Annotated in this window: 22 protein-coding genes, 1 tRNA gene and 4 pseudogenes; 10 read left to right on the top strand and 17 right to left on the bottom strand. The window is 68.9% G+C overall.

The window, feature by feature from the left end:
- Positions 1–538: 538 nt before the first annotated feature.
- From ACQPXS_RS37845 to ACQPXS_RS37835, 3 genes and pseudogenes are all read right to left on the bottom strand, one after another.
- Positions 539–1,657 carry a cytochrome P450 gene (locus tag ACQPXS_RS37845; RefSeq protein WP_433456147.1) on the bottom strand — a complete coding sequence of 373 codons (1,119 nt, stop codon included), beginning with the start codon at positions 1,655–1,657 and terminating at the stop codon, positions 539–541.
- Positions 1,658–1,789: 132 nt separating this feature from the next.
- A pseudogene (locus tag ACQPXS_RS37840) lies at positions 1,790–3,160 on the bottom strand (NAD(P)/FAD-dependent oxidoreductase); the annotation flags it as partial.
- Positions 3,157–3,288 carry a ferredoxin reductase gene (locus tag ACQPXS_RS37835; RefSeq protein WP_433453952.1) on the bottom strand — a complete coding sequence of 44 codons (132 nt, stop codon included), beginning with the start codon at positions 3,286–3,288 and terminating at the stop codon, positions 3,157–3,159. The pseudogene ACQPXS_RS37840 and the gene ACQPXS_RS37835, both read right to left, overlap by 4 nt.
- Before the next feature lie 363 nt (positions 3,289–3,651).
- On the opposite strand from ACQPXS_RS37835, the gene ACQPXS_RS37830 reads away from it, so the two are divergent.
- Positions 3,652–4,209, top strand: coding sequence for a GNAT family N-acetyltransferase (locus ACQPXS_RS37830; protein ID WP_433453951.1), 558 nt, complete (start codon positions 3,652–3,654; stop codon positions 4,207–4,209).
- Between the two features lie 104 nt (positions 4,210–4,313).
- Here the strand turns inward: ACQPXS_RS37830 and ACQPXS_RS37825 are convergent, their stop codons facing one another.
- Together ACQPXS_RS37825 and ACQPXS_RS37820 are read right to left on the bottom strand one after the other, a co-directional pair.
- Complete coding sequence (locus ACQPXS_RS37825) at positions 4,314–5,339, bottom strand: cytochrome P450 (RefSeq protein WP_433453950.1); 1,026 nt, start codon at positions 5,337–5,339, stop codon at positions 4,314–4,316.
- A gap of 747 nt (positions 5,340–6,086) precedes the next feature.
- The gene (locus tag ACQPXS_RS37820; protein WP_433453949.1) at positions 6,087–6,464 is read right to left on the bottom strand and encodes a DUF6191 domain-containing protein; all 378 of its coding nucleotides are present in this window, start codon (positions 6,462–6,464) and stop codon (positions 6,087–6,089) included.
- Here ACQPXS_RS37820 and ACQPXS_RS37815 point away from each other — a divergent pair.
- The 4 genes and pseudogenes from ACQPXS_RS37815 to ACQPXS_RS37800 all read left to right on the top strand — a co-directional run bounded on the left by ACQPXS_RS37815 (position 6,458) and on the right by ACQPXS_RS37800 (position 9,180).
- A complete protein-coding gene (locus ACQPXS_RS37815; protein WP_433456146.1) occupies positions 6,458–6,889 on the top strand; it encodes a thioesterase domain-containing protein in 432 nt (143 codons plus the stop codon). The two genes, ACQPXS_RS37820 and ACQPXS_RS37815, sit on opposite strands and share 7 nt — an antisense overlap.
- Positions 6,890–7,039: 150 nt before the next feature.
- Positions 7,040–7,561: a DUF3995 domain-containing protein gene (locus tag ACQPXS_RS37810; RefSeq protein WP_433453948.1), complete on the top strand. Its 522-nt coding sequence runs from the start codon at positions 7,040–7,042 to the stop codon at positions 7,559–7,561.
- Positions 7,562–7,706: 145 nt separating this feature from the next.
- Positions 7,707–8,296 (top strand): annotated as a pseudogene (locus ACQPXS_RS37805) (fumarylacetoacetate hydrolase family protein); the annotation flags it as partial.
- Positions 8,293–9,180, top strand: a complete 888-nt coding sequence (locus ACQPXS_RS37800; RefSeq protein WP_433453947.1) for an acetaldehyde dehydrogenase (acetylating) — start codon at positions 8,293–8,295, stop codon at positions 9,178–9,180. The pseudogene ACQPXS_RS37805 and the gene ACQPXS_RS37800, both read left to right, overlap by 4 nt.
- A gap of 67 nt (positions 9,181–9,247) precedes the next feature.
- On the opposite strand, the pseudogene ACQPXS_RS37795 reads toward ACQPXS_RS37800, so the two are convergent.
- From ACQPXS_RS37795 to ACQPXS_RS37755, 9 genes and pseudogenes are all read right to left on the bottom strand, one after another.
- A pseudogene (locus ACQPXS_RS37795) lies at positions 9,248–9,578 on the bottom strand (VOC family protein); the annotation flags it as partial.
- Positions 9,579–9,750: 172 nt separating this feature from the next.
- Positions 9,751–11,784 (bottom strand): FAD-dependent oxidoreductase, encoded by a 2,034-nt coding sequence (locus ACQPXS_RS37790; RefSeq protein ID WP_433453946.1) that lies wholly within the window; start codon positions 11,782–11,784, stop codon positions 9,751–9,753.
- Between the two features lie 43 nt (positions 11,785–11,827).
- Positions 11,828–12,208, bottom strand: a complete 381-nt coding sequence (locus ACQPXS_RS37785; protein ID WP_433453945.1) for a Gfo/Idh/MocA family oxidoreductase — start codon at positions 12,206–12,208, stop codon at positions 11,828–11,830.
- Between the two features lie 313 nt (positions 12,209–12,521).
- Positions 12,522–12,827, bottom strand: a pseudogene (locus tag ACQPXS_RS37780) (Gfo/Idh/MocA family protein); the annotation flags it as partial.
- A gap of 29 nt (positions 12,828–12,856) precedes the next feature.
- Complete coding sequence (locus ACQPXS_RS37775) at positions 12,857–13,981, bottom strand: NAD(P)/FAD-dependent oxidoreductase (RefSeq protein ID WP_433453944.1); 1,125 nt, start codon at positions 13,979–13,981, stop codon at positions 12,857–12,859.
- A 161-nt stretch (positions 13,982–14,142) separates the two neighbouring features.
- Positions 14,143–15,210 (bottom strand): LacI family DNA-binding transcriptional regulator, encoded by a 1,068-nt coding sequence (locus tag ACQPXS_RS37770; protein ID WP_433453943.1) that lies wholly within the window; start codon positions 15,208–15,210, stop codon positions 14,143–14,145.
- A 44-nt stretch (positions 15,211–15,254) separates the two neighbouring features.
- Positions 15,255–16,025, bottom strand: a complete 771-nt coding sequence (locus tag ACQPXS_RS37765; protein ID WP_433453942.1) for an amino acid ABC transporter ATP-binding protein — start codon at positions 16,023–16,025, stop codon at positions 15,255–15,257.
- On the bottom strand, positions 16,022–16,771 hold the full coding sequence (locus tag ACQPXS_RS37760; RefSeq protein WP_433453941.1) for an amino acid ABC transporter permease: 750 nt from the start codon (positions 16,769–16,771) through the stop codon (positions 16,022–16,024). Before ACQPXS_RS37760 ends, ACQPXS_RS37765 begins: the two co-directional genes overlap by 4 nt.
- A 2-nt stretch (positions 16,772–16,773) precedes the next feature.
- Entirely contained in the window at positions 16,774–17,625 is an 852-nt protein-coding gene (locus ACQPXS_RS37755) for an ABC transporter substrate-binding protein (RefSeq protein ID WP_433453940.1), read from the bottom strand.
- Between the two features lie 827 nt (positions 17,626–18,452).
- Here ACQPXS_RS37755 and ACQPXS_RS37750 point away from each other — a divergent pair.
- The 3 genes from ACQPXS_RS37750 (at position 18,453) to ACQPXS_RS37740 (ending at position 21,150) form a co-directional block, all read left to right on the top strand.
- Positions 18,453–18,527, top strand: a tRNA-Trp gene (locus tag ACQPXS_RS37750).
- A gap of 145 nt (positions 18,528–18,672) precedes the next feature.
- A complete protein-coding gene (locus ACQPXS_RS37745; protein WP_433453939.1) occupies positions 18,673–19,395 on the top strand; it encodes a hypothetical protein in 723 nt (240 codons plus the stop codon).
- Positions 19,396–20,625: 1,230 nt separating this feature from the next.
- Positions 20,626–21,150 (top strand): hypothetical protein, encoded by a 525-nt coding sequence (locus ACQPXS_RS37740; protein ID WP_433453938.1) that lies wholly within the window; start codon positions 20,626–20,628, stop codon positions 21,148–21,150.
- Positions 21,151–21,206: 56 nt separating this feature from the next.
- Here ACQPXS_RS37740 and ACQPXS_RS37735 read toward each other — a convergent pair whose 3' ends face one another.
- The 3 genes from ACQPXS_RS37735 to ACQPXS_RS37725 form a co-directional block, all read right to left on the bottom strand.
- Entirely contained in the window at positions 21,207–21,353 is a 147-nt protein-coding gene (locus tag ACQPXS_RS37735) for a hypothetical protein (RefSeq protein WP_433456283.1), read from the bottom strand.
- A 379-nt stretch (positions 21,354–21,732) separates the two neighbouring features.
- Complete coding sequence (locus tag ACQPXS_RS37730) at positions 21,733–22,035, bottom strand: muconolactone Delta-isomerase family protein (RefSeq protein WP_433453937.1); 303 nt, start codon at positions 22,033–22,035, stop codon at positions 21,733–21,735.
- A 40-nt stretch (positions 22,036–22,075) separates the two neighbouring features.
- Positions 22,076–22,954, bottom strand: a complete 879-nt coding sequence (locus ACQPXS_RS37725; RefSeq protein ID WP_433453936.1) for an ABC transporter substrate-binding protein — start codon at positions 22,952–22,954, stop codon at positions 22,076–22,078.
- Positions 22,955–23,638: 684 nt separating this feature from the next.
- On the opposite strand from ACQPXS_RS37725, the gene ACQPXS_RS37720 reads away from it, so the two are divergent.
- A complete protein-coding gene (locus tag ACQPXS_RS37720) occupies positions 23,639–24,835 on the top strand; it encodes a CaiB/BaiF CoA transferase family protein (RefSeq protein WP_433453935.1) in 1,197 nt (398 codons plus the stop codon).
- 28 nt (positions 24,836–24,863) lie between these two features.
- Positions 24,864–25,751 carry a TIGR03619 family F420-dependent LLM class oxidoreductase gene (locus ACQPXS_RS37715; RefSeq protein ID WP_319752710.1) on the top strand — a complete coding sequence of 296 codons (888 nt, stop codon included), beginning with the start codon at positions 24,864–24,866 and terminating at the stop codon, positions 25,749–25,751.
- Positions 25,752–25,753: the final 2 nt, after the last annotated feature.

Raw genomic sequence — 25,753 nt, 5'->3', positions numbered from 1 at the left:
AAACCAGGCACAACGCGAAACGAACGCGACCCTGGGCTTCGACGTCGTTCTGCGCTGATCGAACCTACGGCGGCCAGGCCGTCCTTTCGCTCCGCGCATCGCGAAGCAGACACGATCGAGCGCTGCCAGGACTGCGAGGGCGTGCAGACCTTCAACTCGTGGCTCTCTGCTCGGTGGTTCGTAAAGTCACCAGTAGGCAACCAGGTGAGTAGGACTCCGTCCTGCCACCGCCGTACTCCCGGCCGGACTCCACGTGCCTCCCCCAGACCCTGCTCACAGAACGTGACCGGCGGCCGGATGCGCCGCGTAACCTCGCAGGCATGGAGCCACCCGCACCCGGGCAGCGCGGGACGCCTTACCGCAGGATCAGACGGAGGCCAGAGCGCTCGAAGACGCGCATGATCGCGAGGTGCTCCACCGCCCGGGCGCGCTGAGGGTCCGCGGCGGCGCCAGGAACAGCGGTAGTGGGTTGCTGGCGGATGCGGAGCCGACCGGGCCGGTCCGCGGCGGGACCTTGCAACTGCCCTCGGCTGCCGCGTCACCCGTCACCCTGCTCGATGTACAGATGGGCGGGACCCCGAAGAACGGGGCTGGGCCGGTACGGCGGCGGGTCGGCGACCAGCCTGGGTCGGTCGAGGCGGCGTACCAGCTCGGTCAGCGCGATCTGGGTTTCCCGCCGGGCCAGCGGGCCGCCGAAGCACAGGTGGATGCCGCTGCCGAACCCCAGGTGCTGGTTGTCACGTCGGTCCGGGTCGAAGCGGTCCGGATCGTGGAAGCGCTGTGGATCGCGGCTGCCTGAGGCCAGCATGAGCATGATCCGCGAGCCCTGGGGGATGACGGTGTCGGCGACGGTGATGTCGCTGTACGCCGCCCGCCAGGGAATGATCTGCACGGGGGGCTCGTAGCGCAGCAGTTCCTCGACCAGCGGCACGACGACGTCCGGTTCGTCGCGCAGTCGCTGCAGCACCTGCGGGTGGCGCAGCAGCGTCAGCATGCCGTTGGTGATGAGGTTGACGACGGTCTCATGGCCGGCGATGAGGAGCAGTTTGGCGGTGGCGACGATTTCGGCGTCGGCCATCCGGCCGTCGGGCCCGTCGTCGTTGGCCAGCCGTGACAGCAGGTCGTCTTGCGGCCGGCAGTGGCGCTGTTCCACCAGCTCGCCGAGGCGCTGGCGCAAGTCCTTGCGGGCCTGCATGCCCTTGTCCAGTTTCTCCTTCGGGTCGGTCTCGGGGTTGTAGTCGACCGAGTTCATGATGTCGTTCACCCAGAGGTGGAACCTCGGCTCGTCCTCGCGTGGCACGCCGAGCAAGTGACAGGTCACGGTGACGGGGAACGGGAAGGCGAAGTCGTCGACGACGTCGATCTGCTCCTTGCCCGCCACATCGTCGATCAGGCTGCCGACGGTGGCGGTCAGGAAGCCTTCGAGTCCGGTCACCAGTCCGGGGGTGTGCGGGGGGCCGAAGTGACGCATCGCCATACGCCGCAGGCGATCGTGCTCGGGCGAGTCCATGTGGATGAACGACGACGTGGGTCCCTCGGCCGAGGGCATCGGACGCGACAGATTGCGCACGTCGGAACTGAGATGCGGGTCATGCAGTATGTCCGTGATCTCGCGATAGGTGCTGATGACGTAGCTGCCGTCCTCCTGCCGAGCCACCGGCGTCCTGCGCAGCTCGGCATACAGCGGGTAGGGGTCGGCCCGGGCCGAGTAGTCGTAGATCCGTCGCAGCAGGCCGGGCGTCCCTGTCGTGGTCGTCTGGCCTTCCTCCTGCGGATGCTGGTGCACGGCCGTGACGCGGCGCTCCCCCGGGTCATGGCCTGTGACGACCACTGTGGCGCCCTGCGCGAGCAGGGCGGGGCCGGGGAGGTCGACGGGCACCGGTTTCATGTCGGCCGGCTGGTCCGGCGTGGGGCACGGAGGCGGGAAAGGTGCGGCCGTCTCGATCAACCGTCGGTAGTGGTCCAGCCACTTGCCGTTGTTGAAGCTCACGGCAGCCGTGACGCGGCCCCGATAGCCATATGCGGTGACGAAACGGTGGTCGTCCAGCGATCCCTGGGTGACGGCCACCTCGTCGGCGAAGGTCGGCACGCCGACGGACTTGATGTTGACGCCGAACTGGATCGACCAGAACAGCGGGATGGACAGGTGGGGCCGGCGGTCCGCCTGGGCGCTGACCATGTTGTGTGCCGCGATCTCTGCCTGCTCCACGGCGTTGGCCCAGTGCTCCTGTGCGATGAGCCGGGATTCGTAGAGGGGGTGCGGGCAACGTGCCACGTCTCCCGCGGCGAAGACGTCGTCGGTGACGCGGCCATTGATGTCGAGGGCGCGGCAGCCCGTGTCACAGGTGATTCCCCACACGCCCGCCGCCAGTCCCGACTCCCGCAGCCACTCGGTGTTGCGGATGCTCCCGAGTGCCACCACCGCCACTTCGGCGTCGACCGTACTGCCGTCGTCGAAGTGAGCACGGCGAAACCGCCCCTGCGCATCGCCCTCCAGCCGGACGACCTTGGCACCGCACCGCAGGTCGACACCATGAGCGCGCTGCATGGCGGCCGCGACCTCGCCGATCATGGCGCCGAGCGCCCCGACCAGCGGGGCCGGCCCGAGTTCGGCGACGGTCACCGGGATGTCCCGCTCGCGGCAGACGGAGGCGACCTCGGAGCCGGTGAAGCCCGCACCGATGACCAGCACACGGGAGGGCCCGGCGGCGAGGGCCCGCTGCAGGCCCTCGGCATGCTCACGCGTACGCACGACGAACACTCCGTCCAGAGCCGCCTCGGACGCGACGAACCACGGCCGGGCCCGTACCCCGGTGGAGATCAGCACCCGGTCGAAGGGAACCTCGCGTCCGTCGGCGAGACGCACGTGGTGCGTGGCGAGGTCCAGCCCGCTGGCGGGCACGCCCAGCAGCCACTCCGCATCGATGCCACGACGGCGGGGCAAAGTGGTGCTCCCGGCCGGCACCCACCCGGTCAGTACTTGCTTGGACAGGGGAGGCCGGTCGTACGGCTCGTCCGCCTCGTCACCGATCATGGTCAACGATCCGGTGAAACCCTCGTCTCGCAGAGCCTCCGCGGCCCGCAGCCCCGCCAGCGAAGCCCCGACGACCACGATGCGGCCATCGCGCTTGAACGCACGCAGGTTGTCGGCACCGGTCATGACGGCGCCGCCTCCGCCGGTGCGTGCCGCGTCTCCGTCTGGTCGACCAGGTTCGCCTGGACCGGGCAGGCCGCCGCGGCGCACAGCACCTGGTCGCGCCGGGCGTCGTCGGGGTTCGGGTCGTACATGAGCGCTTCCTCACCGTGCACCCGGAACGCCTCCCCGGGCCTCCACAGGGAGGTGGCGACGAGAGAGGATCTGGCCGCTCGCTACCCACCCCTGCGAAGTCGTATCCGTGGTTGCGGCTGCATTTTGGGTTACATAAGCGGTGGTCTTTTGGATTGCCTTTTCGACCGAAACCGTGTGGCACGGTGCGCCGGAATACCGCCTGAGAATCAGCGTAACAGCGGCACCGATACCGGCGAGTCATGCGTGATCGATTAGACTGCCGCAGTCCGGAGACCCGGCCCGTCATGTCTCGCTGACTGCCGCCCACCGCGGTTCGGTGTGCCTTTCAGCCTCGCGCGCACAGCAGCGTGATCAAATAGGGCATGGCATCGTCCTGGACTGGTAATCGGGTACGCCTACGCGCTGTCGAGCCCGACGACTGGACAGCGTTCATGCGCTTCGCCGACGATGACGGGCGGCGAGGGAGCCGGCTGGATCTGCCGCGGTCCGCCGAGAGCTACCGTGCCTGGGCGAGGGAGCAAGCCGTTGCCAAGTGCGATGACGACCGCTTCCGGTTGGCAGTCGAAGCGACCGCCACGGGCGAGCTGGTCGGCACAGTCGGCTCACATCGCACCGGCCCTCGTTCAGGCTGGTTCGAGTGTCATGTCACGATCGGCGCCGACCACCGGCGTAGGGGCTACGCGACCGAAGCCGTAGTGCTGCTGCTGCGCTTCATGTTCGCCGAGCGGCGCTATCACAAATGCCTGGCGGCGATCTTCGCCCACAACGAGGCATCGCTGGCACTTTTTCGTCGGCTCGGCTTCACCGAGGAGGGACGCTTGCGGGAACACGTCTTCTTCGCCGGCCGGCACCACGACCTCGTCATGATGGGCATGCTCGCCAACGAGCTCGACCAGCGACACATCATGAGCGAACCATGAGCTGGTCATCCAGGCCTGTGCGGAACGGCACTCGAACTTGATCGACGTTCGCCGTTCGCTGGTGGAGGCGGCCCGTCACCGAGAGCAGGACTGCAGGACTGCCCTCAGCCGCGCAAGGTGGCGCGCAGACGCAAGCCCACAGGTGCGAGACCTTCGAGGGTGGTGACCTGGTAGCTGGGTTCCGGTCCGGGCGGTTCGCTCAAGTGGTAACGGCGAGCGGTCTGCGCAGTCAGGAGCGTCAGCATCGCCATGGCCAGAGCGGCTCCCTCGCAGCCATGTGGCCCGGTACCGAAAGAGAGGAAGACCCCGGGTTTCGCCGACGAACCCGAATCATCGAGCCAGCGCTCGGGCCGGAACTGGTCCGGCTCGGGGAATTCCCGTGCGTCGCGGTGGGCGGTGTAAGGGCAGACGAGAACGGTGGACCCGGCGTCGATGGTGTAGTCGGCGAGCTGAGTCTGTCGCGGGGCGCGCCGGGTCAGCAGCCAGCTCGGGGGGTACAGCCGAAGCACCTCACTCACCAGGGCCTGGGTGTATCGCAGGCTGCCGAGGTGGGTGCTGGTCGTCGCGGGCGGGTCCGCGGGCAGCGAGGCGGCTTCGGCCGCGACGCGGCTCGCTGCCTGGGGGTGCCGGGCCAGGTGGAGCAGGATCCATCCGGCTGCCCGGGAAGGGGTCTCGAAGGTGGCGACGGTGATTCCGGGAAGAGTGTCGAGGATGGCTTCTTCCGGTAGTAGGCCGTAGTGGGGGGAGGGCCGGAGCATCTGTCCCAGCATGTCGTCACCGAGCCGGCCCGATGAACGACGCCGGCGGACGATGGGCCGCAAAGCGTCGGTGAAGGCGACTTGCTGCCGTGTGCGGAACCGCCGTGCCGGTGTGGGGATCCAGCGCGGCCATACCCAACGCGAGGGGCGTACGAGCACCTCGCGCGCCAGGAAGAGCTGGAAGGCATAGGGCAGCAGGGTGGGAGCGTCTTCGGAGAAGAGGTAGCTCACGCCGATCTCTGCCAGGGCGTGCCGGACCGGTGGCAGAATCTCGACGTCCTGGCCCGTGGGCCACTGGTCGGCAAATCGAGCGGTCTGGGGCGCAATGTCACCGATCCGGGCCGCAACCGCCTGCGCACGCAGTCCGCGCATGCGGGCGGCGTGAGCGCGCGCACGTTCCTCGGGTGTCGGTGCTCCGCTCGACCGCTTCAACGGCGGGAAGAGAGGCGAGGGTGCCTTGGGGAAGTCCTGTGCACGGCGCAGGACTGCTTCACACGGCCCGGCCGCAGCGGCTACGTAGACACCCGGCTCCAGCTGCCAGACGTCCCCACACTCTTCAGCGCCACGGCGCGCCACTGCCAGCCGGTCGCGGCTCCAGGCCGCAAAGCTGCCTCCGGGCAACCTCGGCGGCTCATTCCTTCGGCCCATGAGATCGTCCCTGGCTCTCGTACCGGTCCAGGCCGATGTCGTCGGCAGCGTGGCTGGGAACTGGCGGGCGCCCAGGGGCGCCCGCCGGCACTGCGGTAAGTCCTAGTCGTCGCCGGCGTACGCATCCCATTCGTGGATCCCGTACGCACCGTAGTGGCGGGTGAAGGACAGCTTGCCGAGCAGCTTGGCGATCATGATGCTCTCCTCTCGCCTGTCTTCAGCGCCAAACGCCACACATGACATATTGCCACACATAGCACATCTGAGATATACGCCATATTCCGGTCACCGGTCGCACGCATTCGAAGAAGAAGCGGCGAGATGGGGCGCAAGGACATCAAGTACCGCGTCCCGCTGTTCCTCGACCACAAAGGGGCTTGATCCCGGGGCCCGCGAACCGCGCGCCGAGCAGGGTTGGGCCCAGCAGGATCAGAGCCAGGTCCAAGAGGAAAGACGGGGTCTGTGACGACGTCACCGGGAGGGATCTTTCTCGGCGGCCGACGGGCGGTCGGCGGCCGGACGGGGACCGGGGGTCGCGTTCTCGCTGGGCAGGACGACGTGCGCGGTGCCGTTGGTCAGGTCGATGCGCGTCCGCGGCGGGGCGCCGTCGCCCACCTCGTCACGCTGAAGTTCCTGCCGCTGCTGCTGCTTGATCTCGACCAGCTTGTTGCCGTTGAAGATCAGGTTGAACTCGTCGAACGCGGAACCGGTAAGAGGGCGCCGTGAGGTGCCGCGCCGGAAGAGGATGCTGCGCTTGAAGAAGCGCCGCAGGATCAACTCCGTGCCGCAGCAGACGAAGAGCACCAACGCCAGCCCGGGGATCACAGCCTGGCTCAACATACCTGTCATCGGATAAGCCTCCTGCCTGGAGGTTCGAGGCTATCCGCCGGCACAGGCCCGTCCTGCGGGATTCGCTGTCCCGTTTCGTCCGGTGCCGTCTCGAGCCTTGCGCGGCAAGTCGACACAGCGGAGTCTCCAGGGGAGATAAGTGCCTGCGCAGCCCGAGGAGATTCGCCGCGTCGATCGACGACATGGCTGCCGACTACCTCCGGCAGATCCGCGCGGTGCAGCCGCACGGGCCGTATCAGCTGCTGGGCTGGTCGTCCGGCGGTGCGGTGGCCCACGCCATCGCCCGACTGCCGCGTGACCGGGGCGATGAGGTGCACCTGCTGGCCATGCTCGACACCACGGTCCCCGGGCCCGACTACACCGATCCGGACGCCGGCGTGCTGGTCCAGGCCCTCCGGGCAAGGCTTTCGGCGGCCGATTGCTGAGGTGGTCGTGCCGACGGGACGAGAAGTTTCCTACCTGGTTTGCTATTCAACATGACGCGCATCGCGAGCAGTTGATTGCCGTACCGGAAATAGGTACTTGCCTCTGCTGATACTACCGGGAAAGATTCGGCAGTGTCGCAGGGTGCTGCGATGCGGTTGCAAAACGGGGGTTTCGAGTTGCGGTTCGTTTCGTCGCGCTGCTATGGGTACCTTGCTGCCGGTTGGGCGGCAGCTTTCGCTGGTTTACATTTCTTCTGGGCCCTCGGTGGCCAAGTGGGACTGGACGTCTCGTCCGGTAAGCGTCTCGCGTCCGAACGACCGGCCTGGTTCGTGGCCGGCGGCCTCTGGGGAGTCGGCCTCATGTGCCTGGTCGGCGCCGCGGTGGCAATCGGGCTCCAGCGGCGCGGTGTGCATGGGCACCGGTGGCGTGTGCTCCGGTGGCTCGGCGTCGCGATCTGTGTACTGCTGCTCGTCCGGGGGCTTCTTGTCGAGGCGCTGCTCATCGCCGGGGTGTCCGCCGTCGGCGAGGTCAGTGCGGCGCAGAAGTTCTGGACGCTCGCCTTATGGAACCCCTGGTTCATTCTCGGTGGCCTGCTCTTCGGGCTGGCAGCGCGCGGCTTCGGCAAGGGCATGGCGAGCCGGGCACCAGAGAGAGCCGCAGTCATCCACTGACCAGGTGACACAGGCTCACAACGGAAAAAGCCGGCGACACGGGGGGAATGACGTCCCGGATGATACCTGACACTCCATCAGATTTTGTGCGGCAGCTGCGAGAACTCCGGCTGAGCGTCGGGCAGCCGTCCATGCGCCGTCTGCAACACTCGGTGTCGGTCAGCCCGACTTCGGCGCGCTCTTCGCCGACATGGCTGTACCGGACGACGGAGAGGTGACCCTGGGGCGGCTGCTGCAGCCCAAGGTGGAGGCGGAGGTCGCGCTCGTCCTCGGCCGCGATCTGCCACACCGTGAGTGCACGGTCGTGGACGTGCTGCGCGCGGTCGACTTCGCACTGCCCGCGCTGGAGATCGTCGACAGCCGTGTGCGCGGGTGGGACATCTCCCTCGTCGACACGGTCGCCGACAACGCCTCCTGCGGACTGTACGTCCTGGGCTCCGCCCCGTTCCCCTCACGGCCGTGGACGTCCGCACGGTCACCATGACCATGACCCGCAACGGCGAGACCGTCTCCAAGGGCGCCGGCGCCGACTGCCTCGGCAGCCCCCTCAACGCGGCAGTCTGGCTGGCCTGCGCACTCGCCGAGCGCGGCGATCCACTGCGCGCCGGAGACCTCGTGCTCACCGGCGCCCTGGGACCGATGACCCCCGCCTCCCCCGGCGACGTGTTCGAGGCGCACATCTCGGGCCTGGGCGCCGTACGGGTCGCGTTCGCCACGGAAGGAGAGAAGCGGTGAGCACCAAGGTCGCCGTCATCGGCTCCGGCAACATCGGCACCGATCTCCTGATCAAGGTCCTGCGGCTGTCGGAGAGCCTGGAGGTCGCCGCGATGGCCGGGATCCACCCGGACTCAGACGGCCTGGCCCGCGCCCGGCGTCTGAAGGTCGCCACCACGCACGAGGGCATCGAAGGACTCGTCGCGCTGGACGAGTTCGCCGACGTCGAGATCGTCTTCGAGGCCACCTCCGCCGGCGCCCACCGCCACCACGATCAGGTGCTCCGCCCACTGGGCCGTACCCTCATCGACCTCACCCCCGCCGCGCTCGGCCCGTACGTCGTCCCGCCGGTCAACGGCGACGCCCATCTCGGCGCGCCTAACGTCAACAGGGTCACCTGCGGCGGCCAGGCCACGATCCCGATCGTCGCCGCCGTGAACGCGGTCACCCCCGTGCACTACGGCGAGATCGTCGCCTCCATCGCCTCCCGCTCCGCCGGCCCCGGCACCCGGGTCAACATCGACGAGTTCACCGAAACCACCTCCTCCGCCATCGAGCAAGTCGGCGGCGCGCGGCGTGGCAAAGCAATCATCATCCTCAACCCGGCCGAGCCCCCGCTGATCATGCGGGACACCGTGCACTGCCTGGTCTCCGACTGCGCTACCGAGGCCGTCACCGCGTCCGTCGAGGAGATGGTCGGCCGCGTCCAGGCGCCGCTGAGCCTCGGCTATGCGGGCGTGTACTCCAGCTTCCTGCGCCACGCCGAGACCGTCGCGCACCGGTACGGCCTCGACACCCGCAGCATCCTGGTCGAGGTCGGGCGGCGGGGCATGGTCGGCGGACAGGAGGACATGATCACCGACATCGCCCTCGACCTGGTCGCCCGCGCGGAGGCAGCGGCCTGATTTCAGATGGCACAACAGCGGTGAGCCCCGGCCGTTCGGGCCGGGGCTCACCGCTGTGAGGGTTGTGTCATTCGTCGGGGACGCCCGTGCCGCTGAGGGCGGGCACGGTTCTCGCGGGGCGGGTGAGGGAGCGGGCGCCGAGGCCGAACTGGGTGAGCTTGTCGACGATGGTCTGGCCGACCGGGGTGTGTCCCCAGATGCTGATGCCCTGGTGGGTGCTGGGTTCCCAGGTGGTCTCGTCGATGACGACGGGGTTCCAGGCGACCTCCCACTCGAAGCCCGAGGGTGTGCGGGCGTAGTAGGAGAGTTCCGCGCTCGTAGCTGCGGGCCAGGTCGTCGAGGGTGGCGGCCTGGATGTTGAGGTGCTGGACGCGGGTGCGGACGGGGTCGATGGGCAGCACGTCGCTCCTCCGCCTGCGCCGCAGCCCGCCTTTGTTCTTCAGCCCGGTCAGCTGCCCGTTGCGTCGTGCGCTGGGTCAGGTACGTCAACGCACCACCGACAGCCACACCGACCATCGAAATCACCGGGGTCCACAAGTCTCCCGCCACGGCAAGACCTCGAGGCCGACCTCACATGGCCATGCACAGTCTGCGAGCGTCGAGGATCGCGGCATGGACGTTGCGGTGGGCAACCGCATCACCGATGCGGAACAGCTGGTAGGTGCCGTCCTGATTGGTCACCTGGACTTGTGGCCGGCCCGTGACCAAGGCGGCCGGATCGGTCTGGCCAAGGTTACGGGAGCTCACCCGCAGCTGGTGGTACAGGTCGTCGGCGGGGGTGGTGCCGTGTTCGACGACGACCTGGTCCACGGTTCGCTCGCACATCGCGTCGGTGTAGGCGTTGGCCAGCGTGGCCACCAGTGCGCTGCCCTCGCGCCTGACAGTGCGCAGGACGTGGTCCGGAGTCAGCACCGCACCGTGGGCATACAGGGTGCGCAGGTAGTCCGGGTAGATCGTGCCAGTGACGTCCGCGCCGACATGCCGGTCGGGGGTCACGATCTCCACCTGCACGCCCGTGGCGGCGAGCCGCTCGGCGGCGGTCAGCGCCTGTTCCCCGCCGTGGTCATCGAAGATCAGTATCTTGGTGCCGGGCCGGGGCATCCGGCTCAGCACGTCCCAGGTCGAGGCGACCAGCTCCTCACCGGTCGTGAGTACGGCAGTGTTCGGGAGCCCCCCGGTCGCCACTATCACGATGTCGGGCTGCAGGGCGAGGACGTCGGCGGGCTCGGCGAGGCAGTTCAGCCGTACCGTCACTCCCAGGTGCTTCGTCTCCTGGGCCAGCCAGTGGACGATGCCCGCTTTCTCTGCGTGCCTTGGGGTCCGGGCGGCGAGGATCATCTGGCCGCCGAGCCGGTCGGCGGCTTCGAGCAGCGTCACGTGGTGCCCACGTGCCGCGCAGACGCGGGCGGCCTCCAGTCCCGCCGGGCCGCCGCCGATCACGACCACCCGCTTGGTGCGGGCTGCTGGGCCGACCAGTTGCGGGATCACCGCTTCCCGGCCGGTCGCGGGGTTGTGCAGGCAGAAGGTCTCGACCCGGGAGGCGCAGTAGGTGGCGCCGACGCAGGGACGGATGCGCTCCTCCTGTCCGGCGAGGAGTTTGGCAACGATGTGCGGGTCGGCGATGTGCGCCCGCGTCATGCCGACCATGTCGGCGTAGCCGCCGTCGATGGCGTGCCGGGCGGTGGGCAGGTCGGCGATGCGGCCGGCGTGGAAGACCGGGATGCCGATCTCCTTGCGGATCGCGGCCGCCACCGGGAGGTGGGCGCCCAGCGGTCGGCCGTAGACCGGGATGACGTCGGCCAGTTCACGGTCGGTGTTGCCGGAGCCGTAGATGACGGACAGGAAGTCGAGCTTGCCGGTGCCGGCCATCGCCGTGGCGATGCCGACGCAGTCGGTGGGTGCGAGGCCCTCTGCCGTGCCCTCGTCGCCGGGGACGCGCATCCCGACGACGAAGTCGTCACCGACCTCTTTGCGGACCTCCTCGAGCACCATGTGGCCGAAGCGCAGCCGGTTCTCCAGAGTGCCGCCGAACTCGTCGGTGCGGTGGTTGGTGCGCGGCGACCAGAACTGGTCGATCAGATGGCCGGCCATGGCGGCGATCTCGATGCCGTCCAGGCCGCCCTCCCGCGCCCTGCGGGCGGCCGCGCCGTAGGCCTTGACGATTCGGTCGATGTCGAAGTGCTCGATCTCCTTGGGAAAGCTGCGGTGTGCCCGCTCGCGCACCGGGGAGGGACCGAGAGCGGGCAGCCACTGGCCGATGTCCCACTTCGAGCGGCGGCCCATGTGGGTCAGCTGGATCATGATGGCTGCACCGTGCCGGTGCACCCGCTCGGAGATGGAGCGGTAGAACGGCAGGATGGCGTCGTCTCCGGCATTGATTTGATCGAAGACGTTCGCGGAGTCCGCCGCGACGTTGCTCGAACCTCCGATGATCGTCAGGGCGATGCCGCCCTTGGCCTTCTCCTCGTGGTACAGCTCGTACCGCAGACCCGGCGCGCCGTCCTGCAGATAGCCGGACGGCGCGTGCCCGGTGCTGTAGATCCGGTTCTTGAGCGTCAGGTTGTTGATCCGCAGCGGCTGCAGGACGGGGTCGTTCACACGCACGGGCAGGACTCCTTCGCCGGGTGGAGAGGGGTAGGTGCGGGGGTCAGGGCAGGCGCACGGTTCGGCCACTGCGGGCGCTGGCGCGGGCGGCGTCCAGAACGGTGGCGGTGGCCACCGCGTCCCACGGATCGACGGGCACCGCACCGGTGCCGCGGACCGCCGCGGCGAAGGCGGGGTAGAACAGGTCCCACGCACCGCGGGCGGAGGGCACGGGCTCGGCGTGCGCTCCGCGGAGCACCTGTCCCCAGCGGTCCTCGGGCTCGACCCCCCAGCGGTCGCCCTCCGAGGCCGGGGAGGTACCTGCGAGCAGCAGCGCCTCCTGCCCGTCCATCCCGTCGACGATGAAGGTGCCCGACGTGCCGGCCGCCCGGAAGCGTGGACCCGGGGCGCCCTGTCGCCAACTTCCCCACAGGTGCGACTGCACGCCGCTGTGGTGCGTCAGCGCGACGAAGACGTCGTCGTCCGGCGTGCCTTCGCCGCCGACACCTGGGCCCGTCTCCAGCCCCAGCTCGCCGCCGACGCCCGAAGTCGAGCAGGGTGCCGCCGCCCGCGGCGGGTGGGCCCGGCTCGGGCTCGAACCGTTCGAACCGCGACTCGAACCGGGCCAGCGTGCCCAGCCTTCCCCGGTCGATCAGCCGGCGCAGAGTGCGGAAGTCGGAGTCCCAGCGCCGGTTCTGGTAGACGGTCAGCGGAACGCCGAGCCGGTCCGCCAGCTGCGCGGTCTCCCGTGCCGACTCCGCGTCAAGCGCGAACGGCTTGTCGCAGACCACCGCCAGGCCCAGCTTCAGCGCCTCCTGCGCCAACGTCACGTGGGTGGCCGCCGGCGTGGAGATCGCGACCGCCTCGGCGCCGGCCCGGGCCAGTTCCTCGAGCGAGGCGTACGTCGGCCGGTCCAGGTCACGGGCCGCCTGGGCACGGCGCTCGGGTGAGGTGGTGACCACACCGAGGAATGCGCAGTCCTGCGCGGAGGCGATCAGCGGCGCATGGAAGTACCGGCCGCCGAAGCCGTAACCGACCAGACCGATGCGTACGGGCGTGATCATTTGTGGTCCCGTTTCCGTGGCGGCCGGAGTCAACGGAAGCGGCCGGGCCGGAACGCTGCCAGCAGCGGGCTGCGCTCGCCGGTGATGATCTCGTCGGCCAGCAGCTCGCCGGCGATGAGGGCGAGGGTCGCTCCGCTGTGCGTGAAGGCGATGAACAAGCCGGGGACCTCGTCGAGTTCGCCGAGGACCGGATCGCCGTCGCCGGGGATCGGCTTGCGGCCCACACCGTAGGTGTCCAGTTCCAGCCGCGGGTTGCCGGCCAGTACCGCCGTCGCCTCGCGCAGCAACTGCTCGACGGTGGAGTCCTTGACCTCGTAGCTGCCGTCCGCGTGGTCGATCACCTCGGCCGCCGAGGCATCGGAGTCCATCACCAGTGCCCCGCCCGGGGCGGGCCGCAATGCCACACGCGGGGTGTTCAGGGTGGCGCGCAGGGTCGTGTCGACCGGCTTGGTGCGTACCAGCAGTGCCGTGGGCGTCGCATCCGGGATCTCCACCCCGAACGGGCGCACCATGTTCGGCACGTCGGCACCTGTCGCCAGCAGGACCGCGTCGACGTCGATCCGCTCCCCCGCGCCCGTGCGCACGGCGACCGCCCGGCCACCCTCGACCACCACGCCGGCAGCGCCGCCACCAGCGAGGATCAGGCCGCCGGCCGCGGTGAACTCACCGGCCAGGTGCTGGACGAGTGCGACCAGGTCCACCCAGCCCTCGCCGGGGTTGAAGATGGCACCCTCGTCGGGGACCGCGGCCGGGTTCACGCCCGGCGCCCACTGTGCGACCTCGTCGCGGGCCAGCCACACGGCGTCGTAGCCGTTGCGCCGCATGTGCTCGAACGCCACGCGGTGCGACTCCTCACCCGGCGCCGCCCAGGTCAGTCCGCCGTCGAACCTCAGGCAGTCGAAGGACGGATTCCGGGTGGCGAACGTGCGGTACCGGTCCATCCCCAGGAACCGCAGGTGGTGGTAGGCCTCGGAGCGCATGCCGCCGAAGGAGTTGAGCCAGGACAGAGAGCGGCCCGATGCCCCGTCGGCCAGTTCGGCCTCGGTGACCAGGACGACCTGTGCTCCGCGGCGGGCGAGTTGCGTCGCGGTCGCCATCCCGATGACGCCGCCGCCCAGGACGGCGACGCGGGGCCGGGAAAGGGAAGTACGCATGGAAAACCTCTCGATGTTCCGGTGGCGGGCACGGCCGGGGAGCCCGTGTGGGCGCAGCGCTTGCCGTAAGTCGGCTGCGGTGCCTCGAAGGTGCTCCGGCCGAAGATTCGGGTGCGGTGAATCGGCCGCGGATTCGGGTCTGGTGGATCAGACGGGGTGCTTCAGCACGCCGGGGCGCGCTCGGCGGTGCTGGAGCGGACCATCAGCTCGGTTGGCAGGACGATCCGCTCGGTTGGGCCGTCGTCGCCCTTGATCCGCTCGAAGAGCCGCGCCGCGGCGGCGCGGCCCATCTCCAGCGGTGGCTGGGCCACCACGGTGAGCGGCGGGGCAACGAGCGTCGTCCAGTCCAGGTCGTCGAAGCCGACCAGGGAGATGTCTGCGGGGATCGTCAGTCCGCGCCGACGTGCCGCCATGAACAGGCCCTGTGTGGTGACGTTGTCGGTGGCGAAGACGGCCGTGGGCGGCTGCGGCTGTACCAGCAGGGCCTCCGCCTTCCGCTGGGCCTCCACCGCGTCGCTGAGCGGTGTGCACTGGATCAGCTCGGCCGAAGAGGTCGCCTGGTGGTCGTCCAGGGCTGCCAGGTAGCCCCGGATGCGGTCGATGGAGGGGCGGGCCGCGCCCCGTACCGTAAGTCGTCCGTCGCCGGTCCGCGCTACCAGTTCCGGGCTTTCCGCGGGGTCGACGCATGCGAGCAGACCGACCCGCCGGTGGCCGAGTCCGAGCAGGTGCGAGACTGCCTCGTAGGCGGCCGCCTCGTTGTCGATCACCACGCTGTCCGCTTCGAGCGTTCCGATGTGCCGGTCGAGCAGGACGATGGGCACGCCCAGCTCCTGGGCCCGCTTGAGGTGGGCGACGTCGGTGACCGAGGTCGGCGCGACGACGATGCCCTCGACCTGCTTGTCCAGCAGTACGTTGACCGCGGCGCGCTCCACCTCGAGCCGGTCGTCGCTGTTGGCCAGGATCGGCTCGTAGCCTTGCTCCCGAGCCACGTCGCAGATGCCGCGCATAGCGGTGGCGAAGTAGGGGTTGGAGATGTCGGCGCCGACGAAGCCGATGCTGCGCGTACCACCGGAGCGCATGCTGCGCGCCACGGCGTTGGGTGAGTACCCGAGCCGTTGTGCGGCCGCTTGCACCTGCTCGCGCAGGTCGTCCCCGACCCGGCCGTAGTTGCCGAGCGCCCGGCCGGCCGTTGCCACCGAGACGCCCGCCTCGCGGGCGACGTCGGCCACCGTCGGACGCCTGCGCCCATGCGTGGCTCCTGTGCCGGCCGGCATCACAGCACCTGCGACAAGAAGGTCTTCAGCCGCGGCGACGCGGGAGCGTCGAAGATCTGCTCGGGCGGCCCGGATTCCACCACGACCCCCGCGTCCATGAACACCACCGTGTCGGCGACCTTTCGGGCGAACCCCATCTCATGGGTCACAACGACCATGGTCATGCCACCCTGGGCCAAGCCTGCCATCAACTGCAGGATACCTTTGACCAGTTCCGGGTCGAGGGCGCTGGTGACCTCGTCGAAGAGCATCACCTGCGGCTCCATGGCCAGGGCCCGCGCGATGGCGACCCGCTGCTGCTGACCGCCGGACAGCTGGGCCGGACGGTGTCCCGCGCGGTCGGCCAGGCCCACGTCCCGCAATCGCTGCCGGGCAATCGCTTCCGCCTGCTCCTGGGACATCTTCTTCACATGCCGCAGCGCGAGCATGATGTTCTGCGCCGCGGTCTTGTGCGGAAACAGGTTGAAGTGCTGAAAGACCATGCCGACCCGCTGGCGCAGCACGTTGATGTCCATCGTCGAGGTGTCCTCGCCGCCCAGCAGGATCCGGCCCGCCGAGCGGGTCTCCAGCCCGTTCAGGCAGCGCAGCAGCGTCGACTTCCCCGAACCGGACGGGCCGATCACGCACACCACCTCGCCGGCCGGGGCGAGCAGATCCGCGCCACGGAGGACCTCGACCGGCCCGAACCTCATCCGCACGTCGCGGGCTTCCAGAGACGCCCCCTCATAGCGCTGCGAGTCGGGGGAGACTGTCACATCCGGCGTCGTCATACCAGCGCCTCTTTCGGATCGACGAGGGACGGCTCCGGGGCCGCCGGGGCCGGGCGGGAGCCTTCGCGTAGCCGCCGGTCGATGTAGTTGACCAAGTGGGTCAGCGGGACGGTCAGCAGCAGGTAGCACAGACCCGTGGCCAGCAGCGGGGAGAGGTTGCCGGTCGTCGTCGCGTCGTCCTGACCGATGCGGAACAGCTCCCGCTGGCTGGTGATCAGGCCCAGGAAGTACACCAGGCTGGAGTCCTTGATGATGGCGATGAACTGGTTGACCATGGCGGGCAGGACCTTGCGCACGCCCTGAGGCACCACCACCAGGCGCAGCGCCTGGCCGTGGGTGAGTCCCAGGGCTCGGCACGCCTCGCCCTGGCCCTTGTCCACGCTCTGGATGCCCGAGCGGAAGATCTCGCCGATGTACGCACCGGACATCAGGCTCATCGCCAGGACGGCCACCGGGTACGGCGAGGTCAGCCAGCTGATCTGCGCCGAGAACACCCCCTCGCCGACGATCAGGATGGTCAAAGCCGCAGGCAGGCCCCTGAAGAGGTCGGTGTAGATCCGGGCGGGCAGCCGCAGCCACCAGCGATGCGACAGACCCATGATCGCCAGCACCATGCCGATGACGCTGCCCAGCAGCGCGGAGGTCACCGCGAGGACCAGGGTGTTGCGCAGCCCGTAGGTGAGCAGATCCGGCAGCACCTGGCCGATCAGTTGCCAGTCGAAGAAGTTGTGCAGGAAGGCGTTCATGGCTATCCCTTGGCGGTGTACGGGGGCAGCTGGCTGCCGGTGGGCACCGGGTCCTGCGGGAAGTACTTCTTGTACAGCTTCAGCCAGGTGCCATCGCCGACCAGCTGCTTCAGCGCGCCGTTGAGCCGGCCGGCCAGCTTCGTGTTGCCCTTGCGCACCGCCCATCCGGCGGGAAAGGCGGTGGCCGGGAGGGTGATCGGCTGCTTCAGATGCAGGTCCGCGTACTTCTTGACGATGGCGAGGTTCGGCTCGAAGTCGTTGAAGAATCCGGCGACCCGGTTGTTCTTCAGCGCCAGGTCGGCGGAGTTGTCATCGGGGAACCGGACGATGTTCGCGCCCGGCAGGAACGTGCTGGCGTTGGCGTCCTCGATGGAACCTTGCAGTACCGCGATCCGCTTGCCCTTCACACTCGCGACAGAGGAGGTGATCCCGCTGTTCGGCCTGGTGAGGACGCCGAAGTAGCCGGCGAGATAGCCGTCGGAGAAGTCAACCATCTTCTTGCGCGGCGCGGTGATGCCGATCGCCGCGGCGGCCACGTCGAACTGCCGGTTGCTGACCGCCGGCAGCAGCCCGGAAAAGTCCAGCGACACGATCTGCGGCTCGAGCTTGAGCTTCCGCGCGGCTGCCGAGATGAGATCGACCTCGAAGCCGGTCAGCTTGCCGTTTTCCTCGTACGCGTAGGGCTTCATGTTGTTCGAGGTACCGATCTTCAGTACGCCGGCTTGGCCGACCCCTTGCGCCTGCCCGGCAGAGCCCGCCCCGCCAGACCTCCCCCCGGAACCGCAGCCGGTCACCGCGAGCAGCAGCACAGCCACCGCGGCAACCCCACTTTTCGCTGAACGGGCCTTCCCCATAACTCCTCCATGCGTGCCGGGACACTCGCGCGTGTGCTGAGGTCCGGATCCGACTGATCGGCCCGGACGAGAGGGCAGGTGGGACAGATGCCGACGAGGGCCGAAGGGGGCCGCACCCGGCAGTGGGTGTCGGCCGGGGAATCTCCCGGTAGCCGCACCACAGGCGAAGCGATGACACATGCATCCGAAGTGATGACACGTGCATCACCACCTCCTCCAGAGAGAGAACGTTCTCTCCGAGGGGGTGGGAGAACGTTCTCACCGCGCTTGCGGAGCGTCAAGACTTTCGCCCGAAGTAGGGAGACCCTGCGCTGTTCCCGCCTCCGCCCGGCGCAGCGCAAAGCCGGCTACGCGCCCCTCGGCCGCCCACTCGCCAAGATGCTCCTGCGGATCGCCGCCCACGCCCTCTCCGCCTACACCCGCCCCAGCGACCTGGCGCTCGACCCGATGTGCGTCATCGGCACCACCCTCGTGGAGGCCATCCATCTCGGCCGCAGTGTCCTCGGCGTGGAGTACGAACCCCCGAATCGACGGGCCCCGCTTGCTCGATACGCCCCTGACAGGCGCCGGTTTGCTGCTCGAATACCAACGGTGACCAGTGGTGCGGCAGGCGACGTTCGCCCCGTCGCGACGCCCGGCACGCTCCCGCAAGTCCTTCGAACGGGGGCCCCACTCGCCGCACCGCCGAAACCCAAACACATCCAGTAACTCACTTGGTGTCTCCATGATCAACAGATCCGCCGTTGATGAGACACTCCCTGTCGGGGGCCTGACGGAGAGCCCGTACCCCTCGCGCGTGGCCGGCGCGACTAGGATCCCAGCCGGGCGAAGTCGTAGCGCAGAGGTAGTCGCGCGCGGTCTCCAAAATCGCGAGGACGCCGGTTCGAATCCGGCCGGCTTCGTCCGCCCCAGCTACGCGAGGCGCAGTCCCAGGGTCATCGAATGGCCCCGTCAGCGGGACTTCCGGCGCGGCTGAGGCGGCTGGCTGCCCGATTGCGTCACCGCCGGTGGCATGAGACAGAAACCAAAGAGAGGGCCGCAAGGGCCATGGCGAAAGAACGAGTGACCGTGTGCGTCCCCCGGTGCGAGCCGGGGGACGTGCCCCGCGCGATCGGCGCGGCCATGGCACCGTACGACTACAACCGCGAGTTCGCCCCCGGTGAGCCGGTCGTCGAGACCTGGTGGGACTACTGGCGCATCAACGGCGGGGGCTGGGAATTCCCGGTCGTCCCGGGGCACGAGGACGACCCGCGCCTGATCCGGGGGACCGAGACCCTCTCCGGGGACCCGCGCGATGTCCCGCCTTCCCTGTGCGACGGCGGGCCGCGCGGCCTGCTGGACCTCGAAACACCGCGCGCCCGAGCGGCATCGAAGGCCGGGCGGGCCTTCGAGGAATGGCAGGAGTTCGCCTCCGGGTACCCGCCCGTGCGTCCCATGAGCCACTTCTGGGCCCGGTACGTCGCCGACCCCGACGCATACCCGCAGGCACGCGCCCGGGAGGACTTCAGCACGCAGCCGGCCATGGCCGCACTCAGGGAACGCCCGGAACTGGAGGACCTGGTGGGCGGCGACCCGGCCGCCTACCTGGGCGGCGACCTCGACGCCTACGTCCGTGAGACCGCAGACGAGGCCCTCCCCACGCACGCCTTGCTGACCCTCGACGGGCGCTGGCTCGCCATCGCCGGCACCGAGCTGCGCCGCTACTTCAACGAGTACCTCGACGCCCTTACGCCGGACACGTTGGTCGTACGAGTGCTCTACCACGGGTGAGGCTGGCCCGGCCGATCTGCCGGGCATCATCCGTGGCACCCTGTCGCGCCTCCCGGTGCGGCCGGGTGCCCGGCCGGTATTTCGGCCGGCGTCCCGGACGGCGGGCGAGGCGACGTCCGGATGCCAGCCGGACCGAGCCGCGTACCTCCAGCGGCTGTCCCACGCCGTCCGGGGGGACGAAGGACAGCTTCCAGTCCACCGTGCTAGAGCTCTACGACCGCTCACGCCTACTTGGGGATGCCAGTGTTTTGCGCCTCCTGACGGCAGAAGATGACGGCAACGTAGGTTACGCGGCGGAACCTTGGCAGTAGCAGGGCGACTTCCTTGAGCCCTTGGAGTAGCAATGCGGCAGCACGCACGTAGCTGTGAATGAACTCCTAAAGCGGTGGTCGGACGCAGTCACCGCGGACGGCAGTGACGGCAACGCTGACGGCAACGACTGCGAACGCCAGCGGCACTCAGCAGCCCGGCACGGCGCCGGCGGCGTGCCGGCTGACCGCCGCACCACCATGTGCCCGCATCTTCCAAGCGCTTGGCCGCAGGTTCGAGTCCTGCCGGGGGCGCCCATGTCCCGCCCTCCTTCGGGAGGGCGTTTTTGCTGTTCAGAACAGGTGAAGCCCCACATAGAAGAGCGCCGGACCGTCCCCGGTGATCGCGGGGAGGGTCCGGCGCCGTCCGGCTGTTCACCGGGTTTCTGCGGGTGGCTGCGGGTGGCTGCGGTGAATACGCGGAGGAGTTTCCCTCGGGTGCCAGCAGGGCCGGCTACCGATCGCCCGGCCCTGCCTCTTCTCGGCCGGTGCAGCGCAGCCACTCGTTGTAGCGCCGCCTGAGGACATCTGGGTGCGGCAGACGGTCCAGGATGAGCTTCGGATGCGCGATGCCCATGTCTTCCAGGGTCGGCCCGCCGGGACGTGTCTCTGCGAGGACTTGATGAGCCCGGACAAGCCAACGCCAGACCGTGTCTTGTGGGCGAGGCACTTCCCATCTATTCTCTGCCCCTCACTTCAGGGATCATGGGGGGGGTACGTGCCGGGGAAAGTGCCGATAAGAACGCCGGGCGTCATCATGTTCGGGGCTCTGATCGCAGGATCGTTGTGCCTGAGCGCCTGCGGCACGGATCGGGAGCCAAGTGGCGCCACTGGGACTCCGCGAGCAAAGGCTTCCGCCCCGGAGACTCGGCGGGCCTTTAGTGCGAAGGAGCTCAAGGCCCTCACTCTCCACGAAGGAGAGGTGCCCCAGGCGTACGAAGGCGCGATCCCCGTAAGCGAACGCAAGCCCACGAGCGACCGCTCGATCTACGCTCGCGTCTCGGACCCTGCATGCCAGCGTGTTTTGGACATCGCCAGGGGCGAGGGCGCATCTGCTGTTGTGGATCAGACCTTCAACTGGAAGGACAACATCTTCCCCGGCGGATCGACGCTCGCGGCATACGAGGACACAGAGGCGCAAGCGGCCTTCAACAGGCTTGGCGAGGGACTCAAGATGTGCAGGTCCTTCACAGGAACCAATTACGCCGGCAAGTACCGGTCGAAACTGGCACTCGAAAGCTCTCCACAGGTCGGGGACGAAGCCCTGCGATACAACATCGAGTCTCCCATGGACGACGGCCGCCTCCACGATGAAGACTACGTCGTGGTCCGAGTGGGCAGCACCATCGCGACGTTCAACGCAATGGACGTGGGCAAACGCGCGTCCTTCCCCTCTGATCTGATCGCAAAGCAGGTCGAGCGCATCAAGGGTGTGCAGCGGCGCTGAGCAGGAAGCGGTGCTCCGTGCTCGCAACACATTGGAGCACCGCTCCTCTCCTCTCGTCAGTCGGTGACGGCCAGGTACACCCGGTTCCCACTCGCCGTGAACCCCTTTGGCTTCTGGAGCATCCCCTCGGTGATCTCCTCCGCCGACGCCCCCTCAGCCACGTCACCACCCAACCGCTCCGTGATGCTTTGGCTTATCTTCATTGATGTCAGGGTTGATGGTGAAGAGGTGGGTGTCGAAGGCCCTGTGAAGCGCCGCGTTCGTGACAGTCGGCAATCTCCGCGCGGTCCGGTGAAGATCAGTCGACCGGGGATCGTGTGGTCTTGCTCTCGTACCCACCTTGACCGAGCGACAACAGCGCACGCTGACAACCATGCTTGGCAGCCCGGCTGTGAGTCTTTCCGACATCCTCGCTGCCGACTGACCTCTGCTCTGAATGGGCTTGTGTAGCAGGCCAGTCGCTGACCGTACCGGGCGGCAGGCGGCACTGGGAACCCCGGTCGCCCTCCGTGGGCACGCACTGCCCCGCACACCCGCCGACCGCTCCGACCGCAGCCGGGCAGGTGCACGGAGGAAGAAAAGTCAGACGGTGGTGTCCGCCTTGCCAGGGTCGCTCGGGTGCGACTCAAGAGGGGTGACGACGGACGTCATCCAGGACCAAAGCGGCAAGGTGCTCAGGATCCTGTCACGCAACTCGGCCTCGTCGTTGGCCCGCCACAGGGCGATACTGCGAGTCTCCCCTACCGGACGCCAGATCCGGACCAGGTGGCCGGAGGCGATCAACTCGACGGCCCGGGCGGCCTCCGCGGCGCGACGGCGGTCGACCTCGGCCGCGTCGGTTCCGTCGGGAATGTTGGTGGTGACCTCGATCAGGAACTCTTTCACAAGCCAGCCTTTCTCTGATGCTGCGAAAAGACACCGCGGCCTAAGCCGTGGTGGGTCGGGTGCGATAGAAATCCGCCGCGGTGAACGTGGCGGGCACGCCCAGTTCGGCGGCGACCGCTTTGACGGCCGTCTCGGCGGTGGCGAGGTCCGCCTGACCGTCGATGCCGAACGACGGGGCGATGAACCTCTCGTAGTGCGCCCGGACTTCGTCTTCCGTGTGTCCGTTGAGGAAGGCCTGGAGATACCTGACCGTGGTGTCGGGCTCGTCCCGGATCACCCGTAGCGCGCGCCGGTGGGCCAGCACGACGGCCTGGACCGCGGGGTCCTCCGGATCGGTGTAGGTCGGGTCGACGGACACACCGACGGTCGGGATCTGGAAGAGGTCACCGGCGAAGGCCAGCACCCGCCAGCCGTTCTCGGCGGCCACGGCTTCGGGCACCAGGGTGTCGCCCACCACCGCGGCGTCGATCGTGCCCTCGCGCAGCCTGCGCAGGTCCATGCCGTAGTCGCCGGGTGCACGGACGATGGTCTCGACATCGCGGTCCGGGTCCAGTCCGGCCTGGCGCAGCATGATGCGGGTGAAGCAGCCGGGCCCGGTGTGGTGCGGGTGCACTGCCAGACGCTTCCCGGCCAGGTCGGCCAGCGAGTCCAGGCCGGGCCGGGCGAGGAACCAGAACTGGGGCTGCTGGGTGTTCACATTGAGCGCGACCCAGGGGATGCCGCCGACCAGCCGGGACAGCAGCGTCCGGCCCAGGCCGATGACGGCCCCGCGGCGCAGCCGCTCCGGGTCCCAGATCGAGCCGTCCCGCAGGGCGACGTGGACACCGGCGTCGGCGTAGAAGTCCTGCTGGTCCGCGATGTAGGTGACTAGCTCCTCGTGGGGACCGCGCCCCACGTAGGCGAGATCGATCGTGTGCATGAACGCCTTCCTCAGAGGTGGCTGTGTCCCGTAGGCGGTCCGCCCGCCGGTCGCATCCGGGCGGGCCCGGCGGAGGTGTGTCCGGGACGGAGGTGTCGCTGCAAGGACGTCTTGTCGCGACCCGGCCGGAATGATGCTGCCGGTGCGGAATGCGCCACATGTCCGCTGTGCGGATGTGGGTGGCCCGGCGGGCCGGCCGCCGACCGCGCGGGGCACTGGAAACCCGGGAACTTCGGGGTACCGAAGGATCTCCCGCACGACAGGGCAAAGGCGGCAGAACGGGCCAATTCCCGGGGCTGCGGGTGATCGGCAGCACTGTACACGCCGCCGCCGATACGGCTGGACGCGCGAGCGAAACTCCCGGCGAGCGGCGGATTCGTTGATCGACTCCCGTCGGCCGAGGTCTCTTCGCGGCTCCTCCGGGCTCGGCCGGGGTCCTCGCCACTCTCCGCTGATGCGCCATCAGTTCGACTCCAAGTTGCCGTCAGGTGAAGCGATCTGGCGATGTGCCAGGCCTGCGCGCCGGCCCTTCGGTCCGGTCGTCGGCGCCCCGGCGCCAGGGCCCCGGGACGAGCGGGCCTTCTCAGGAAGTCCCCAGGCGAGTCTTGACGCCGATGAACACCCTACCTATGGTCGTTCCAAATGCTGGCGTGAGTTCGAGATAATGAACACGGATGGTCAAGGATGACTCAGCAGGTTCGGGCTTTGGCAGGAACGCGGGTGATCGACGCCGCGACGATGGTCGCGGGCCCGCTGGGCGCGTCGATCCTGGCTGACTTCGGTGCCGACGTGGTCAAGGTGGAGCCCATCGCAGGGGACGAGTCCCGTACGTTCGGCCCCGGCCGAAACGGCATGAGCGGTGTCTACGCCGGGGTCAACCGGAACAAGCGGGCGATCGCACTCGATCTGCGCACGGAGGAGGGCCGGGAGCTCTTCCACGAGCTGTGCGCCGGCGCCGACGTGCTGATCGAGAACATGCTCCCCGCTGCCCACGCCAAGTTCGGCCTGACCGCCGAGGAGCTCCGGGAGCGCCACCCCCACCTGATCTGCCTGAACGTGAGCGGTTACGGCGACAGCGGCCCGTCGGCCGGCCGGCCCGCGCTGGATCCTGTCGCCCAGGCCCTCACCGGCATGATCCAGGCCACCGGGGACTCCGACGGCCGCGGCATCAAGGCCGGCCCGCCGGTGGCCGACAGCTCGGCCGGATACCTGGTCGCCGTCGCGGCCCTGGTCTCGCTCTTCGCGAAGCAGAAGACCGGAGCCGGCCAGAGCGGCTCGGTGTCGCTGGTGGCCTCGCTGTTCCACCTTCAGTCGCCGTGGCTGGGCCAGTACATGCTGGCCGACTACGTGGCACCGCGCGTCGGCAACGCGAGCAACTTCTACGCGCCGTACAACGCGTACGCGACGCGCGACGGCGGGGCCGTCCACGTCGTCGCCTTCAACGACCGGCACTTCGAGCGGTTCGTGAAGGCGGCCGGCGCCGAGCACCTGCTCGACGACGAGCGGTTCACGAACGCGGCGAGCCGGCTGGCCCACCGCGAGGAACTCGACGTGGTGCTCGCACCCTGGTTCGCCGAGCGCGACCGGGACGACATCGTCACCCTGCTCACCGACCAGAACATCATCTGCGCTCCGGTCCTCGCGTACAACGAGGCCGTGGAGCACCCCCAGATCCGCGCGCTCGAACTGGTCGTCGACCTGGAGAGCAAGGCCCTCGGCGAGGTCCGGGTGCCGGGCCTGCCGATCAAGCTGTCGGACACTCCCGGCCGTGTGGAGCGTCCGCCGACCGCCCTGGGCGAGCACACCGCCGAGCTTCTCAAGGAGCTCGGCCACAACGACCAAGACATCGCACGGCTGCTGGCCGCGCGCGTCGTCCGGTGAACTCACAACGTCCTGACAGGAGCATCACATGAAGGTTGGTATCAGGATCCCCGGCGCCGGTCCCTGGGCCGGACCGGACGCGATCAGCGAGGTCTCCCGCTACGCGGAGAAGATCGGCTTCGACTCGCTGTGGATGACGGACCACGTGGCCCTGCCCACGAAGGTGGAGACGGCCTACCCGTACACCGCCGACGGCAAGTTCCTCTGGGCGCCCGAAACCCCCTACCTGGACTGCCTCACCGCGCTGACCTGGGCCGCGGCCGCGACGGAGACCGTCGAGCTGGGCACGTCCTGCCTGATCCTGCCGTGGCGCCCGCTGGTACAGACGTCGAAGACGCTGGTGAGCATCGACGTCCTGTCCAAGGGCCGCCTGTCCGTCGCCATCGGCGTCGGCTGGATGAAGGAGCAGTTCGAGGCGCTGGGCGCGCCGTTCAAGGACCGCGGCCGCCGGGTGACCGAGATGGTCAAGGCCATGCGCCAGATGTGGACCGAGGACGAGGTCTCCTGGGACGGCGACTTCTACAACCTGCACGACTTCATGATGTTCCCCAAACCCGTGCGCGGCACGATACCGGTCTGGTTCGCCGGCTACAGCGAGGCGTCGCTGCGCCGTATCGCCGCCATCGGTGACGGCTGGCACCCGCTGGCCGTGGGCCCGGAGGACTACGCGGGCTACCTCGCCACGCTGAAGTCGTACGTGGAGCAGGCCGGCCGCGACATGAGCGAGATCACGCTCACCGCGCGCCCGCTGCGCAAGGCGCCCTACAACGCCGAGACGATCGAGGCGTACGGCGACCTCGGTGTCACCCACTTCATCTGCGACACCTCGTTCGAGCACGCCACGCTCGAGTCCGCGATGGAGGAACTGCAGGCTCTCGCCGAGGCAGTCCTGCCGACCGCGCACCGTCTCCCCTGAGG

It is taken from the genome of Streptomyces sp. CA-142005, from assembly GCF_050942335.1.
Classification (GTDB): domain Bacteria; phylum Actinomycetota; class Actinomycetes; order Streptomycetales; family Streptomycetaceae; genus Streptomyces.
This window is presented reverse-complemented; position numbering and strand designations above follow the sequence as displayed.